Source organism: Chromobacterium haemolyticum DSM 19808 (assembly GCF_000711885.1).
Classification (GTDB): domain Bacteria; phylum Pseudomonadota; class Gammaproteobacteria; order Burkholderiales; family Chromobacteriaceae; genus Chromobacterium; species Chromobacterium haemolyticum.
Window position 1 is genome coordinate 58,384 of the sequence record NZ_JONK01000018.1, and the last position, 13,187, is coordinate 71,570.

11 protein-coding genes are annotated in these 13,187 nt (G+C 64.3%); 3 read left to right on the top strand and 8 right to left on the bottom strand.

What is annotated here, in order from left to right:
- Nucleotides 1–243 precede the first annotated feature (243 nt).
- Both BR71_RS12180 and pncA read right to left on the bottom strand, forming a co-directional pair.
- Nucleotides 244–1,149, bottom strand: coding sequence for an SAM hydrolase/SAM-dependent halogenase family protein (locus tag BR71_RS12180; RefSeq protein WP_043637640.1), 906 nt, complete (start codon nt 1,147–1,149; stop codon nt 244–246).
- Nucleotides 1,150–1,234: 85 nt separating this feature from the next.
- Nucleotides 1,235–1,867: a bifunctional nicotinamidase/pyrazinamidase gene (gene pncA / locus BR71_RS12185; protein ID WP_114152073.1), complete on the bottom strand. Its 633-nt coding sequence runs from the start codon at nt 1,865–1,867 to the stop codon at nt 1,235–1,237.
- Nucleotides 1,868–2,009: 142 nt separating this feature from the next.
- On the opposite strand from pncA, the gene BR71_RS12190 reads away from it, so the two are divergent.
- Nucleotides 2,010–4,367 (top strand): heavy metal translocating P-type ATPase, encoded by a 2,358-nt coding sequence (locus tag BR71_RS12190; RefSeq protein ID WP_043637644.1) that lies wholly within the window; start codon nt 2,010–2,012, stop codon nt 4,365–4,367.
- A 175-nt stretch (nt 4,368–4,542) separates the two neighbouring features.
- Nucleotides 4,543–4,752 carry a heavy-metal-associated domain-containing protein gene (locus tag BR71_RS12195; RefSeq protein ID WP_019102750.1) on the top strand — a complete coding sequence of 70 codons (210 nt, stop codon included), beginning with the start codon at nt 4,543–4,545 and terminating at the stop codon, nt 4,750–4,752.
- Between the two features lie 406 nt (nt 4,753–5,158).
- On the opposite strand, the gene BR71_RS12200 is transcribed toward BR71_RS12195, so the two are convergent.
- From BR71_RS12200 to BR71_RS12210, 3 genes are all read right to left on the bottom strand, one after another.
- The gene (locus tag BR71_RS12200; protein ID WP_019102753.1) at nt 5,159–5,482 is read right to left on the bottom strand and encodes a DUF190 domain-containing protein; all 324 of its coding nucleotides are present in this window, start codon (nt 5,480–5,482) and stop codon (nt 5,159–5,161) included.
- 18 nt (nt 5,483–5,500) lie between these two features.
- A complete protein-coding gene (locus tag BR71_RS12205) occupies nt 5,501–6,268 on the bottom strand; it encodes a 3',5'-cyclic-nucleotide phosphodiesterase (protein WP_043637648.1) in 768 nt (255 codons plus the stop codon).
- Between the two features lie 181 nt (nt 6,269–6,449).
- Complete coding sequence (locus tag BR71_RS12210; protein WP_043637650.1) at nt 6,450–8,342, bottom strand: M14 family metallopeptidase; 1,893 nt, start codon at nt 8,340–8,342, stop codon at nt 6,450–6,452.
- A 202-nt stretch (nt 8,343–8,544) separates the two neighbouring features.
- Here BR71_RS12210 and BR71_RS12215 point away from each other — a divergent pair, with 202 nt between their 5' ends.
- A complete protein-coding gene (locus tag BR71_RS12215; RefSeq protein WP_043637654.1) occupies nt 8,545–10,410 on the top strand; it encodes a S9 family peptidase in 1,866 nt (621 codons plus the stop codon).
- Between the two features lie 149 nt (nt 10,411–10,559).
- On the opposite strand, the gene BR71_RS12220 is transcribed toward BR71_RS12215, so the two are convergent.
- The 3 genes from BR71_RS12220 to BR71_RS12230 form a co-directional block, all read right to left on the bottom strand.
- Nucleotides 10,560–11,264, bottom strand: a complete 705-nt coding sequence (locus tag BR71_RS12220) for an amino acid ABC transporter permease (protein WP_244269622.1) — start codon at nt 11,262–11,264, stop codon at nt 10,560–10,562.
- On the bottom strand, nt 11,246–11,986 hold the full coding sequence (locus tag BR71_RS12225) for an amino acid ABC transporter permease (protein ID WP_043637660.1): 741 nt from the start codon (nt 11,984–11,986) through the stop codon (nt 11,246–11,248). Before BR71_RS12225 ends, BR71_RS12220 begins: the two co-directional genes overlap by 19 nt.
- A gap of 372 nt (nt 11,987–12,358) precedes the next feature.
- Nucleotides 12,359–13,162 (bottom strand): ABC transporter substrate-binding protein, encoded by an 804-nt coding sequence (locus BR71_RS12230; protein ID WP_019102759.1) that lies wholly within the window; start codon nt 13,160–13,162, stop codon nt 12,359–12,361.
- Nucleotides 13,163–13,187: the final 25 nt, after the last annotated feature.

Genomic DNA, 13,187 nt, shown 5'->3' on the forward strand with positions numbered 1-13,187 from the left:
GTTTACGATCTCGCGAGCCAGGGCGGGACAAGGCGAAAACGGCTGAGAGAACGGGCACAAGAGCACTTCAGAGCCGTGCTCACCGTGGGGCGTCTCACGACACGCAGCAGCAAGATTCCCATGCCAACACGTTTCATGGCGATTGATGCGCGAGTGATCCCCGGCGCGGTTCGCGCCGGGGCGTGCTTTACCCTGTTCTATCAATGAGCCGGAGCTGAGCGGGCGATGGAAGCCCGCACGGGTTTACGGCCGGCTCAGTTCCACTGACCACTCCGGACCGGAGCCGATGCCGCGCTTGGCGGCGTAGTTGTCCATGTTCAGCGCTAGCGACACGTCCAGCAGGCTGTTCAGATAGACCAGCGGCTGGCCGTTGGCCACCTCGCCGAAGGTGCGGCGGTAGGGCGCCACCACTTCGTCCACCGGCTTGCCCTGTTTGAAAATGCGCACTTTTACCGTGTCGCCGGGGCGGAAGCCTTGGGCTTCGAACAGCGCTTTGGGGATATTGGTCCACACATTACCGTATTGCGGGTCCAATACCGGGATCATGCCCTTGATCCGTTCGCCGGCGGCTTCAGCGTGTTGATACGGTAGTTTGACCACGGCGGAGGCCGGCAGCGGCGGGCCCACTTCCTCAAAGCGGATTTTGCCGGCGGCCAGCCGCGCGCCGGTGTAGGCGTAAACGTCGCGGCCGTGGAAGGTGTAGGAGTCCGACGAGCCTTTCAGGCGGTTGGTCTTCTCGTCGATGCGGCGCAGTTCGGCCACGCCGTCGCGTTCGGCGATCAAGGTCAGCAGGCCGTTGTTGGGATTGACGAAATAGCGACCGTCCCTGGTTTTCAGTACTACCGACTGGCGTTCGGTGCCGACGCCCGGATCCACCACCGATACGAACACTGTGCCCTTCGGCCAGTAGTTGGCGGTCTGGTACAGCCGGTAGGCGCCGCTCCAAATATCGTAATCCGGAATTTCATGGGTGAGGTCGGACAGCGTCAGCTTGGGGTCCACCGAATAGGCGACGCCGCGCATCGCCGACACTGCGCCGTCCTTGAGGCCAAAGTCCGTCATTAGCACCAGAGGCGCGTCCGCGCGCGCCAAGCCGGCTAACAGCAAGCCGGCGGCCAGCCAGAGGCGGGCGTGTTGGAATAGCTTCATTCTTCTTCTCCTAAGTGTTTTCTTGTGTCCAAGGATGGGCTTTCAACGCCGTATCGCCGAAGCGCAGCAGGCATTGAACAGGTTTTTACACCTCGTCCGAGCGCAGCCTCCGCACGCCGGCGGCCAGCATGTGCGCCCAGGCGCTGCTGAGCGACCCGTTCAGATTGATGCCGCGGCAGGCATCGTCCACCACCGTGGTTTCCAAGCCGGCGGCGCGCGCGTCCAGCGCGCTCCAGGCTACGCAGTAGTCCGTGGCGAGCCCGGCCAGCCACACGCGCTTGACGCCGCGTTCGGCCAGATAGCCGGCCAGGCCGGTGGGGGTTTGGCGGTCCGCTTCCACGAAGGCGGAATAACTGTCCAGCGCCGGATTGCAACCCTTGCGAATGATCAACTGCGCGAGATGGGTGTCCAGCTCCGGGTGGAATTCGGCGCCGCGGCTGCCGGCCACGCAATGGTCCGGCCACAGCGTCTGCTCGCCATAAGGCAGCTGGATGCTGTCGAAAGGCTGTTTGCCGGCGTGTTGGCTGGCGAAGGAAACATGTTTGGCCGGGTGCCAATCCTGGGTCAGGATCACCCGGTTGAAGAACTGCATCATGTGGTTGATCAGCGGCACGATCTGATCGCCGTCGGCCACGGCCAGCTCGCCGCCGGGACAAAAACTGTTTTGCACGTCCACCACGATCAAGGCGCAATCGTCGCCGTAGCGTTTCAGGGGCATAGCGTTTTCCTGCAAGGGTTCTCAGCCTTTCTTGTTACCACGCGGCCGCCGGCGCGGTAAAGCCCGACGCTGTGATAATCGCGAAAAAACGGTTTGCCATTAATACCCTGTGGGGGTATATAATTCAGCCCAGGAGGTCATCATGACAGCAAGCACCGTGGATTTGCCGATTGAGGGCATGAGTTGCGCGGCCTGCGCCGCCAGGATTGAAAAACAGTTGAATCGGCTGGACGGGGTGGAAGCGGCGGTGAATTTCGCCAGCGAGTCCGCCAAGGTTTCGTTCGACCCGGTCAAAACCCCGCCGCAGACACTGGTGGACACCATCGCCAAGACTGGTTTCGCCGTGCCGCGCCGGCAGGCGGAGCTGGACATCCAGGGCATGACTTGCGCCGCCTGCGCCGGCCGTATCGAGAAGGTGCTGAACCGCTTGCCAGGCGTGTCCGCCCAGGTCAACTTCGCCAGCGAGAGCGCCCGTGTCGATTACGTGGCCGGTCTGGCCGACGAGGCGGCGTTGATCGCCGCGGTGAGCCGCGCTGGTTATCAGGCCGCGGCCAAGGCCGGGCCGGGCGACGACACGCTGGCCGCCGAGCATGCGCGCCGCTACCGGCGCGAGCGGTTGTGGTTCGCGTTCTCCGCCTTGCTGACCTTGCCCTTCCTTATTGAAATGGCGGCGATGTTCAGCGGCGGCCACCATGGCTGGCTGCCGCGTTACTGGCAGTTGGCCTTGGCCACGCCGGTGCAATTTATCGTCGGCTGGCGTTTCTACAAGGGCGCCTGGGCGGCGCTGCGCGGCGGCGGCGCCAATATGGACGTGCTGGTGGCCCTGGGCACCAGCATGGCCTGGCTGTTGTCGGCGGCGGTGACGCTGCTGGGGCGGGAAGACCAGCATGTCTATTTTGAAGCCAGCGCCTCGGTAATTACGCTGGTGCTGCTGGGCAAGCTGCTGGAAGCCCGCGCCAAGGGGAAAACTTCGGCCGCGATTGAGGAGCTGATCCGGCTGGCGCCCAAGACCGCCCGCGTGGAGCGCGAGGACGGCCGGGTGGAGGAGGTGGCGGTCACCGCGCTGCGCCAGGGCGATCTGATTGTGGTGCGCCACGGCGAAACCTTGCCGGTGGACGGCGAGGTGGTGGACGGCGCGGCGGCGCTGGATGAAAGCATGTTGACCGGCGAAAGCCTGCCGGTGGCCAAGCGCGTCGGCGACAGCGTCTACGCCGCCACCCGCAACCAGGACGGCATGCTGAAGATCCGCGCCACCGGCGTGGGCGGGGACACCCAGTTGGCCGAGATTGTGCGCCTGGTGAGCGCGGCCCAGGGCTCCAAGGCGCCGATTCAGCAATTGGCGGACGTGATTTCCGGCGTGTTTGTGCCGGTCGTGGTGGGCATCAGCCTGTTGACCTTCATCATTACCGGCCTGTGGCTGCAGGATTGGCCGGCGGCGCTGATCCACGCGGTGGCGGTGCTGGTGATTGCCTGCCCTTGCGCTTTGGGCCTGGCCACGCCGACAGCGGTGATGGTGGGCGTGGGCAACGGCGCGCGGCGCGGCATCCTGTTCCGCAACGCCACCGCGCTGGAACTGGCAAGCCAGGTGGGGGTGCTGTTGGTGGACAAGACCGGCACGCTGACCGAAGGCAAGCCGCAAGTCAAACAAGTGCTGCCGCTGGCGGCGGACACGGATTTGGTGCTGCAACTGGCCGCCAGCGTGGAGGCTGGATCGGAACACCCGTTGGCGCGCGCCATCCTGCAACAGGCGCAAGAACAGGGCCTGGGCTTGCTGCCGGTCAGCGGCTTCGCCGCCCAGGTGGGGCAGGGGGTGCAGGCGGAAGTGGCCGGTCACGGCCTGGTGCGCGCCGGCGTGCCCGGCTGGTTGGGCGAGCAGGCCTTGAACGCCGCCTTGCCCTTGCAACAGGCGGGAAACACCGTGGTGGCGGTGGCGCGCGGCGAGGAGCTGTTGGGCCTGCTGGCCATCGCCGATCGCATCCGTCCCAGCTCGGCCCAGGCGGTGGCGCAGTTGCAGCGGATGGGCATACGGGTGGCGATGCTGACCGGCGACAACCCGGCCACCGCCGCCGGCATCGCCGCGGAGGCGGGCATCCGCGACTACCGCGCCGAGGTGAAGCCGCAGGACAAGGCGGCGGAAGTGCGGCGTTGGCAGGCGCAGGGCTTCAAGGTGGCGATGATGGGCGACGGCGTCAACGATGCGCCGGCGTTGGCCGCCGCCGACGTCAGCCTGGCGATGGGCGCCGGCTCGGATGTGGCGATAGAAGCCGCCGACATTACCCTGATGCACGGCGACTTGATGCACGCGGTGGATGCGATTCGGTTGTCGCGCGCCAGCCTGCGCAAAATCCGGCAGAATCTGCTGTTCGCCTTTATCTACAACGTGATGGGGATTCCGCTGGCGGCGCTGGGCATGTTGAACCCGGTGATCGCCGGCGCGGCGATGGCGATGAGTTCGGTATCGGTGGTGAGTAACTCGCTGCTGCTGCGGCGCTGGAAATAAGGCGGCATCGGTGTGAGAACGTGTTTACGATCTCGCGAGCTAAGAGCTGAGAAGGCGCAGTGTACAGACGGTACATGAGTATTTCGAAGCTGTACTCACCGTGTGACGTCTCACGACGCGCAGCAGATCGTGAACAGGTTCTGAGGGACGGTTTGAATTTTTTCAGGAGAAAGCAATGTCCGAATTGATCATGAAAGTGGATGGCATGACCTGCCAGGGGTGCGTGAAAAGCGTCAGCGGCGTGCTCAGCGGCATGGCCGGCGTCAGCGAGGCCGAAGTCAGCCTGGAGGCTAAGCAGGCCAAGGTGGTGTACGACGCGGAGATCGTGTCGCCGGAGGAACTGGCGGCTGCGGTGGAGGACGCGGGCTTCGACGTGACGCGCTGAGTGTTAAACGATGGCGAGGCGGAACAGGGCATGGCTTGCGGGCCATGCCCTGTTTCATTGTTCGTCGCCTTTGGGCGTTAACTGAGTTCCGTCGTTTTCAGAGGAGAGGGCGTCGGGGAATCGCCGGCAATGTATTGTTTTTCAATGATCTTGCCGGCTTGACGATTCGGGGAACGGGTGCCGGCATCAAGCTATGCCTGGCTGGCAAAGGTCAATGATGAGCGACGAGAAAACCATAGAGAAGATGAGACAGCGGGCGGGCGGCCTCAGCTTAGATGAACTCGTGGCCGTGCGCGACGCCAGCTGAATCAAGGGCAGCCACCAGCTCTACAAGATCCCCGGAGTTCCAAGTGGCGTGAATATGTGAAGTTCAGACCTTATCCGCCGGTCCTTGCCGACCGGGTTGTCACGATTCCTCCTCCCCCAACACGCCGAACTCCACCGGCGTCTTCACGTAAAACACCTTGACCCCGGCGGCGGCGAGCGCGGCCAGCAGCCGCTCGGCCTCGTCGGCGCTGATCACCAGCGTGACTTCCTCGGGCTGGTCCGCCAGATCGAAGAAATGGACGGAGTGCAGCCGGCGGTGGCGGCCGTAGCCTTCACTGGCGGTGAACAGCGTGGCGCCGCGGATGTCCATCCGCCGCGCCTGTTGCACGATCCATTCCGCCAGCGGCAGGCCGTCGTGGCAGTGGTCTTGCTGGGTGAAGAAGGAGAGTTGATAGCCTTGCATGGTCTTGGTCTCCGGCGGCTACAGTTCGATCAGCATGCCTTCGCGCAGCGGGCAGACGCGCAGGCCGTTGGCGTATTCGGAGCGCAGCTGTTCCAGCAGGTGTTCGCGGCAGCCGGGGTCGATGTGGCTGATCCAAAGATGGGTGTTGGCCGGCAGCAGCGGCAGGAAGGGCAGCAATAGCAAGGGCGTCATGTGGCCCTGGCGCGCGGCCTCGCCCTGGCGCTCGTCGGTGTAGGTCAATTCGCAGATCACGTCGGTCAGCGAGGGCACATTGGACACCCATTGCCAGAAAGCCGGGCAAGGGCCGCTGTCGCCGCTGAAAGCGAGAGCGCGCCAGCTGCCTTCTATCAACCAGCCCAGCGCCGGCACGCTGTGATTGGCCGGCAGCGCGGTGGCCAGGCCTTCGCCTATCGGCAGCGCGTAGCCGGGCTCCACCGCTTGCAGCCGCAGCCAGGGCTGTTCGACGCTGGGTTGGCGGGTGTAGTCCGGCCAGAGTTCGCCGTTGAACAGATGGGCGCGCAGCGCGTCCAGGGTTTCTTGCTGGCTGTAGACAGTGAGGCCGGGGCCGCGGCGGCTGGCGTGAACGTCGGCCAGCAGCGGCAGGCAGCCGCAGTGGTCGGCGTGGCTGTGGGTGAGCAGCACCTGGCGGATGGACAGCATCTCGTCCGCGCGCAAGCTGGTCACGCCGGTGCCGCAATCTATCAGGGTGTCTTCGTCAATCAGAAAACTGGTGGTGTGGCCGGGGTGGCCAATGCAGGCGGCGGCGCCGAGAACCTTGATGTGCATGGGTTTCTCCTGGTTGCGGCCGTTGACCGGCCGGGCTTGGCCGGTCCGCCGCTGCAAACATGGAAAACGATCTGCTGCCCGCCCCGCCCGATGCGAGTTATTGTCGCGCCGCCGCCCAAGAGACCGCCGGCTTGAATCTTTCTAGTGTAGACAAGCCGGCGGCCGCTTGCGCGGTCTGGGGTTAGCGCACGATGCCCACCGGGTAGAGGAAGCGGTTGCTGTCGGCGAACGGCGTCTGCTCATAGAACCAGTTGAGCCGGGCGTTGCGGTCCTTGGCGAACTTGGGGTCCTTGAGCCTGGCCTGGAAGGCCTGACGCAAGGCCGGGCTTTCCGCCAGCATGCGCCGCGCCATCGGTTCCATCACATAGGCTTCCGGCGCTTCCGCCGAGGTGAGGTTGGCGTTGAAGAAGCCCCAGTGCAGGAAGGAGTCCGGGCTGGCCGGTTCCAGCAGCAGCATCGCCAGCGTGCCCAAGGGTTGTTGCGGGTCCACCACCACGGAGCCGGCCGGATAGGTGACTTTGCGCTGCAAGGGGCTGGGCTTGCCGTCTATCAGCAGGCGGCCTTCGTAGCCGGGAATCTTGTCGGCGGATTCGCGGTCCGGCTCAAACGGCGTGCCCAGCTTGATATCGTCCAGCCGGTAGACGGTGACGTCCAGCGTTTCCGGCCGGCTCAGTTCGCGCAGCTGGATGCCGTGAGCGCGTAGCCGGGCGATCACCTCGTGCCACTGCGCCGGCACCACATAGGCCTTGGGCCGCGCGGCGGTGAGGTCCGGCACGGTCAGCGGGGTGATGGGCAGGCGGTAGTCGCGCGGCTGATTGCTCCAGCGCACGATCTTGTCGCCGGTGATCGGAGATTGCACCTTGTCGAACTTGACGCCCTTGAAGTCCACCAGTTTGGGTTTGCCCTCGGCTTCCTTCCAGGTCAGCGTCACCGGATCCGGCCGCGCGGCGCGGCCCTTGGCGATGGCGGCGCGCAGGCTGTCGTAATGGCGGGACACGCTGTCGAAGATGGCGCGATAGAGCACGTAGTTGCCCAGAACTTGCTGCTTGTAGGGCTTGAGCGCGTGCAGTTCCACCAGGATGGCGGGGATGCCGCGGGCGTCGGCGTACTGATTGGAGAAGCGCGCCAGATCGCTGTAATACGGGTAATAGCCCTTGTCGGGGTTCTCGTTGTCGTTCATCGAGATGCAGACATTGGGCTCATGGCCGTAGCGGCGCAGTTCGCGATAGACCTCGGGCGTCATCACCTGGTCCATCCAGCGGCTGGACTCGGGCGACCAGCCTTGGCCGTTGTTGCAGTAGGTGACGTCGTATTGGTAGTTGACGCCGTCCGTGCTGTGGGTGTCGATGAAGAAGTCCGGCTGGTAATCGTTGAGCGCGCGCGCCACGTTGCGGATTTCCGGGCTGTCCAGCTTGGTGAAATCCCGGTTCAGGTTGAGGTTGCGGCCGTTGACCCGCCAGCCGGTCTGTTCCGGCCCGTTCTGGTTGATGCGGCCGTATTTGCCGTAGCGCATGTCGCCGTCCACGTTGACGGTGGGGACGAACAGCAGGTTGACCTTTGACAGCAGCGCGTCGTCGCGGATGAGTAGATCGCGGATCAGCATCAGCCCGGCGTCCTTGCCGTTGGCTTCGCCCGGGTGGATGCCGGCTTGCACGTAGATCAGCGGCTTGCCGCTGGCGCGCAGGCCCTGCGGCGATTTGTCGGCGGTGGAGGATACCAACGCCATCATCATCTCGTGGCCTTGATCGGTTTTTTCCGCCATCGGGCCCAGCTTGAGCAGCGCCGGTTTGGCCGCGGCCAGCTTGTTCAGGTAGGCGATGGTTTCCGGATAGGCCGGCGTGTGCTTGAAGCCGCTGGTCTCCAGCGGCGTGGCCCACGGGTCGTCCGCCTTGGCGGCGAAGCGCTGGCTGTCCCCCTGCCAGGGGATGTCCGGGGGCAGCACGCGCTGGCGCGCAGCGGATAGGTATTGGCTGTCGTCGACGTAGTCCGGCGCGGCCGGCATGGCGTGTGCGTGCGGGCCGAGGTGCAGGGCGGCGAAGGCGGAAACGATGGCGAGGCGCAGCGGCAAGTGCATGATGATTACCCTGATTGTCCAAGACCGAAACAGGCTACGCCCGCCGGCCCGGCGGACGCACGGGCTGTTGCACGGCGGCTTGACCGGGGTCAAGCGGTGCCTGCGGGGGTGTGGTTCGAGAATCGATATTTTTTGTGGCATATTGTCGCAGGGGTCCAGCGCGGCCGCGCCGGATCGGGATCATTTCAGACAAGGGGTTCTCGTGAAAACTTGGGTATCGAGCCTGGCCTTGGCCGTCGCGTTGTCCAGCGCGGCCTACGCCGCGGACATTCCGCTGCGTGACTTTTTCCGTAATCCGGAGCAGAGCAATTTCACCTTGTCGCCGGATGGCAAGAGCGTGGCTTTCCTGGCGCCTTGGGAGGCGCGGCGCAATATTGTGGTGCGCATGCCGGGGCAGCCGGACCGGCGCGTCACCGAAGTGAAGGACCGCGACCTGTCGGGTTATTTCTGGAAGGGTAATCAGCGGCTGGTTTACAGCAAGGATAATGGCGGGGATGAGAATTTCCACCTGTACGCGGTGGACCTGGTCAGCGGCAAGAGCCGCGATCTGACGCCGTTTCCCGGCGTGCGCGCGGAGATCGTCGACGAACTCACCGAACGGGACGACGAATTGCTGGTGGGCCTGAACAAGCGCAAGCCGGAAGTGTTCGACGTTTACCGGGTGAACCTGAAAACCGGCAAGCTGACGCTGGAGGCGAAGAACCCCGGCAATGTCACCAGTTGGAGCACTGATCACAATGGCCGCATCCGCATCGCCACCACCACGGACGGCGTCAACAGCACCCTGCTGTATCGCGACCAGCCGGGCGGCGCCTTCCGCAAGCTGATGACCACCTCCTTCCGGGACAGTTTCAATCCCTTGTTCTTCACTTTCGACAACCAGCGTTTCTACGCCGCCAGCAATCTGGGCCGCGATAAGAGCGCCATCGTCGAATTCGATCCCAAGACCGGCAAGGAAGTGAAGCAGATCTATCACCGCGACGACGTGGACGTCGACGGCCTGGGCTTTTCCCGCAAGCGCAAAGTGATCACCTGCGCCCGCTTCGAAACCGACAAGCCGGGCCGGCAATGCCTAGATGAGAAGAGCGAGGCCCTGCTTGCTAGGCTGGAGGCGCGGCTGCCCGGCTACCAGGTGGATATCCAGTCCGCCAACCGTGCGGAGAACCGTTTCATCGTGGCGGCCTGGAACGACCGTACCCAGGGCAAGCGCTATCTGTACGACGAGGCCGGCGACAAACTGGAACTGCTGGCGGAGATCACGCCCTGGTTGAAGGAAAGCGAGATGGCTACGATGCGGCCGGTGCAGTACCGCAGCCGCGACGGTTTGACTATCAACGGCTACCTGACCCTGCCCAAGGGCAAGGAGGACGCCAAGGGGCTGCCGGTAATCATTAATCCGCACGGCGGGCCATGGGCGCGCGACAGCTGGCGCTTCAACCCCGAGGTGCAGTTCTTCGCCAATCGCGGCTGGGCGGTGCTACAGATGAACTTCCGCGGCTCCACCGGCTATGGCCGCGATTTCTGGCAGGCCTCGTTCAAACAATGGGGCGGCACCATGCAGGACGACGTCAGCGACGGCGTGGACTGGCTGGTCAAGCAGGGCGTGGCGGATCCGAAGCGCGTCTGCATCTACGGCGGCAGCTACGGCGGCTATGCCACGCTGGCGGGCATCACTAAGACGCCGGATTTGTATCGCTGCGCGGTGGATTACGTGGGGGTGTCCAATCTATTCACCTTCATGAACACCATACCGCCGTACTGGAAGCCGATGCTGGACATGATGCACGAGATGGTGGGCGATCCGGTCAAGGATAAGGCGATGATGCGCGAACGCTCGCCGGTGTTCCAGGTGGACCGCATCAAGACTCCGCTGCTGGTGTTGCAGGGGGCCAAGGACCCGCGCGTCAACATCGACGAATCCAATCAGATCGTCAAGGCGCTGCAGAGGCGCGGCGTGGAAGTGGAATACATGGTCAAGGACAATGAGGGCCATGGTTTCCGCAACGAGGAAAACCGCTTTGACGCGTATGGCGCGATGGAGCGTTTCTTCCGTCAGCATTTGAATTAAGACCCGCTAAGAACGTGTTTACGATCTCGCGAGCCAAGGCGAGACAAGGCGAAAACGAGCGAAAAAGCGAAATGTACCGTGGTACATGAGCATTTTGAGCTCGGTTTCAACGCCGTATCGCCGACGCGCAGCAGATCGTAAACAGGTTCTCAGGCCCTGGCCGGCAGACTCCAGCGCCTGTCGCTCCAGCGGCCCAGCAGTTGCAGGCCGCCGCAGACCACAAAGTAAGCCAGCGCGATGAAGGCGAAGATCTCCAAAGGGTAGACCTGCTCGCGGTTGTTGACCTGAGTGGCGACGAAGGTGAATTCGGCCACGCCCACCACATAGGCGAGCGAGCTGTCCTTGATCAGGGTGATCCACTGATTGACGAAGGAGGGCAGCATCATGCGCAGCGCTTGCGGCAGCACGATCAGCCGCAGCGTCTGCCAGCGGTCCAGTCCCAGCGACAGCCCTGCCGCCCATTGTCCGGGGCCGATGGCGGCGATGCCGGCCTGCACCGACTGGCTCAGATAGGCCGCGTTGATCAGCGCCAGCGCCAACACCACGGTGAGTACGCCGGGGATGTCCACCCCAAACAGGATGGGCAGCAGGAAATAGCACCAGAAGATCAGCATCAGCACCGGGATGGCGCGCAGCAGCGCCACCAGCGTGGCCAGCGCGCGGCGCGGGCCGGGCCCGCACATGACCAGGGCGATGCCGCCGGCCAGGCCCAGCAGGCTGGCCAGCACGCCCGCGGCGGCGCTGATGGCCAGGGTCAGCAGCAGGCCGCCGGGCTCGCCGTTGGTCAGATTGCCCCACAGCAGATAATCGAGATTGTCCTGAATCACCGGCGGCATCATTGCGGCGCCCTCCATGCCGGCTCGCCGCGCAGGCTCAGCGCCTGAGTCAACAGCACCAGCAGCAGATAAGCGGCGGTGGCCACGGCGAAGGCCTGGAAGGCGAGCAGGGTTTCGGTTTCCACCTGGCGCGAGGTATAGGACAACTCCGCCACGCCTATGGCCATCGCCAAGGAAGTGTTCTTCACCACCGCGGTGTATTGGCCGACCAAGGGACGGCGCGCCAGCGCCCAGGCCTGCGGCAGCACCACCCAGCGGAACTCCTGCCAGCCGTTCATGCCCAGCGCGCGCGCCGCCTGGCGCTGGCCGGCGGCGACGCCGCGCAGCCCGGCTTGTAGTTCGCCGCAGATGAAGCTGGCGCTATAAAGGGTTAGCCCCACCAGCGCGGCCAGGAATTCGAAGGACGGCCATGGCAGCGTCAAGCCGCCCGGCAAGGGCAGGCTGCGTGGTGTGTTCAGCCACAGCATGGCGGTTTCCGGCAGCAGGCCGGCCACGCCGAAATACCACAGCAGCAGCTGCACCATCAGCGGCGTGTTGCGATGCAGACTGACCCAGAGGCCGGCGCCGTGGCTCAAGGCGCGCCAGCGCGATTCCAGCGCCGCGGTCAGCAGCATGCCTAGCGCGGTGGCGGCGACGCAGACCAGCAGAGCCAGCCAGCCGGTGAGCAGCGCGCCCTTGAGCAGCCAGCCCAGGTAGTGGGGTTCCAGCCAGTGGTGGCCAAGCCAGGAGGGGGGATTCATTGCTTGCTGTCCTGTATTTCGATAAGGCCGCCGTTCGGCGCCGGCGGCGCTTCAAATGGCGAAACCGCCGGGCGCGCCCGGCGGCTTGGGATACGGATGGGAAAACGCGCCGTCTTAGAGTCTGTTTACGATCTCGCGAGCTAAGGCGAGACAAGGCGAAAACGAGCGAAAAAGCGGAATGTACGAGTGGTACATGAGCATGATGAAGCCGTTTTCAACGCCGTATCGCCGACACGCAGCAGATCGTAAACCGGTTCTTGGAGCCGCTAAGAAAACCTCGCGGAGAACCTGAGCCAAGGCGCGCCGACGCAGGCAGTACAAGTCGTACGACAAGGAGGCGCAACGCAGGATCAGGGGTTTTGTTAGCGGGTCTTAGCTGGCTTCGCCGATCTTGAAGTCCCTAGGCAGCGGCGCCTTGGTGGCCGGCCCGAACCACTGGTTGTAGATCTTGGCGGCCTGGCCGGATTTTTCCAGTTCCAGCAGGCTGTCGTTCACCGCTTTCAGCAGACGCGCTTCGCCCTTGGGCAGGCCGATGGCCTGGTATTCGCGGGTCAGGGTGAACGGCGCCAGTTCAAATTTGGCCTTGTCCGGCGCGTTGGCCAGCAGCGCGGCCAGCTTGGAGCCGTCCTGGCTGATGGCCTGGACATTGCCGTTGCGCAGCGCGGTGAAGGCCAGCGGGGTGTCGTCGTAGGCCACTACGGTGGTCTTGGGGTATTTGTCGCGCAGGTTCACCTCCTGAGTGGTGCCCTTGTCCACTCCCACGCGCAGTCCGGCCAGTTGCTCCGGCTTTTGCAGCGAACCCTTGCGGGCGATGAACTGCTGACCGGAGGCGAAGTAGGGCAGGCTGAACGCCACTTGCTTCTTGCGCTCGTCGGTGACGGTGAAGTTGGCGGCGACCAGATCCGCCTTGCCGGACACCAAGAGCGGCACGCGGTTGGCCGGATTGGTGGGGATCAGGCTGAGTTTGACGCCCAGCTTCTTGGCGATGTGCTGGGCCACGTCCACGTCCAGGCCGGAGATCTGGCGTGTCTTGGCGTCGAGAAAGCCGAATGGCGGATTGCTGTCGAAGGCGGCGACGCGCAGCACGCCGGCTTTCTTGATGTCATCCAGACGGTCGGCCCAAGCGGCGGTGGCGGCGGTGCTCAATGCGATGGCCAATGCGATGGCGTGTTTCATGATGATGCCCCTTGTCTGAAGACGC

What these genes read in the sequence shown, in the direction of transcription:
- BR71_RS12180 (WP_043637640.1), bottom strand. Translation starts at nt 1,149, where the DNA reads ATGAAGCTATTCCAACACGCCCGCCTCTGGCTGGCCGCCGGCTTGCTG.
- pncA (WP_114152073.1), bottom strand. Translation starts at nt 1,867, where the DNA reads ATGCCCCTGAAACGCTACGGCGACGATTGCGCCTTGATCGTGGTGGAC.
- BR71_RS12190 (WP_043637644.1), top strand. Translation starts at nt 2,010, where the DNA reads ATGACAGCAAGCACCGTGGATTTGCCGATTGAGGGCATGAGTTGCGCG.
- BR71_RS12195 (WP_019102750.1), top strand. Translation starts at nt 4,543, where the DNA reads ATGTCCGAATTGATCATGAAAGTGGATGGCATGACCTGCCAGGGGTGC.
- BR71_RS12200 (WP_019102753.1), bottom strand. Translation starts at nt 5,482, where the DNA reads ATGCAAGGCTATCAACTCTCCTTCTTCACCCAGCAAGACCACTGCCAC.
- BR71_RS12205 (WP_043637648.1), bottom strand. Translation starts at nt 6,268, where the DNA reads ATGCACATCAAGGTTCTCGGCGCCGCCGCCTGCATTGGCCACCCCGGC.
- BR71_RS12210 (WP_043637650.1), bottom strand. Translation starts at nt 8,342, where the DNA reads ATGCACTTGCCGCTGCGCCTCGCCATCGTTTCCGCCTTCGCCGCCCTG.
- BR71_RS12220 (WP_244269622.1), bottom strand. Translation starts at nt 11,264, where the DNA reads ATGGAGGGCGCCGCAATGATGCCGCCGGTGATTCAGGACAATCTCGAT.
- BR71_RS12225 (WP_043637660.1), bottom strand. Translation starts at nt 11,986, where the DNA reads ATGAATCCCCCCTCCTGGCTTGGCCACCACTGGCTGGAACCCCACTAC.
- BR71_RS12230 (WP_019102759.1), bottom strand. Translation starts at nt 13,162, where the DNA reads ATGAAACACGCCATCGCATTGGCCATCGCATTGAGCACCGCCGCCACC.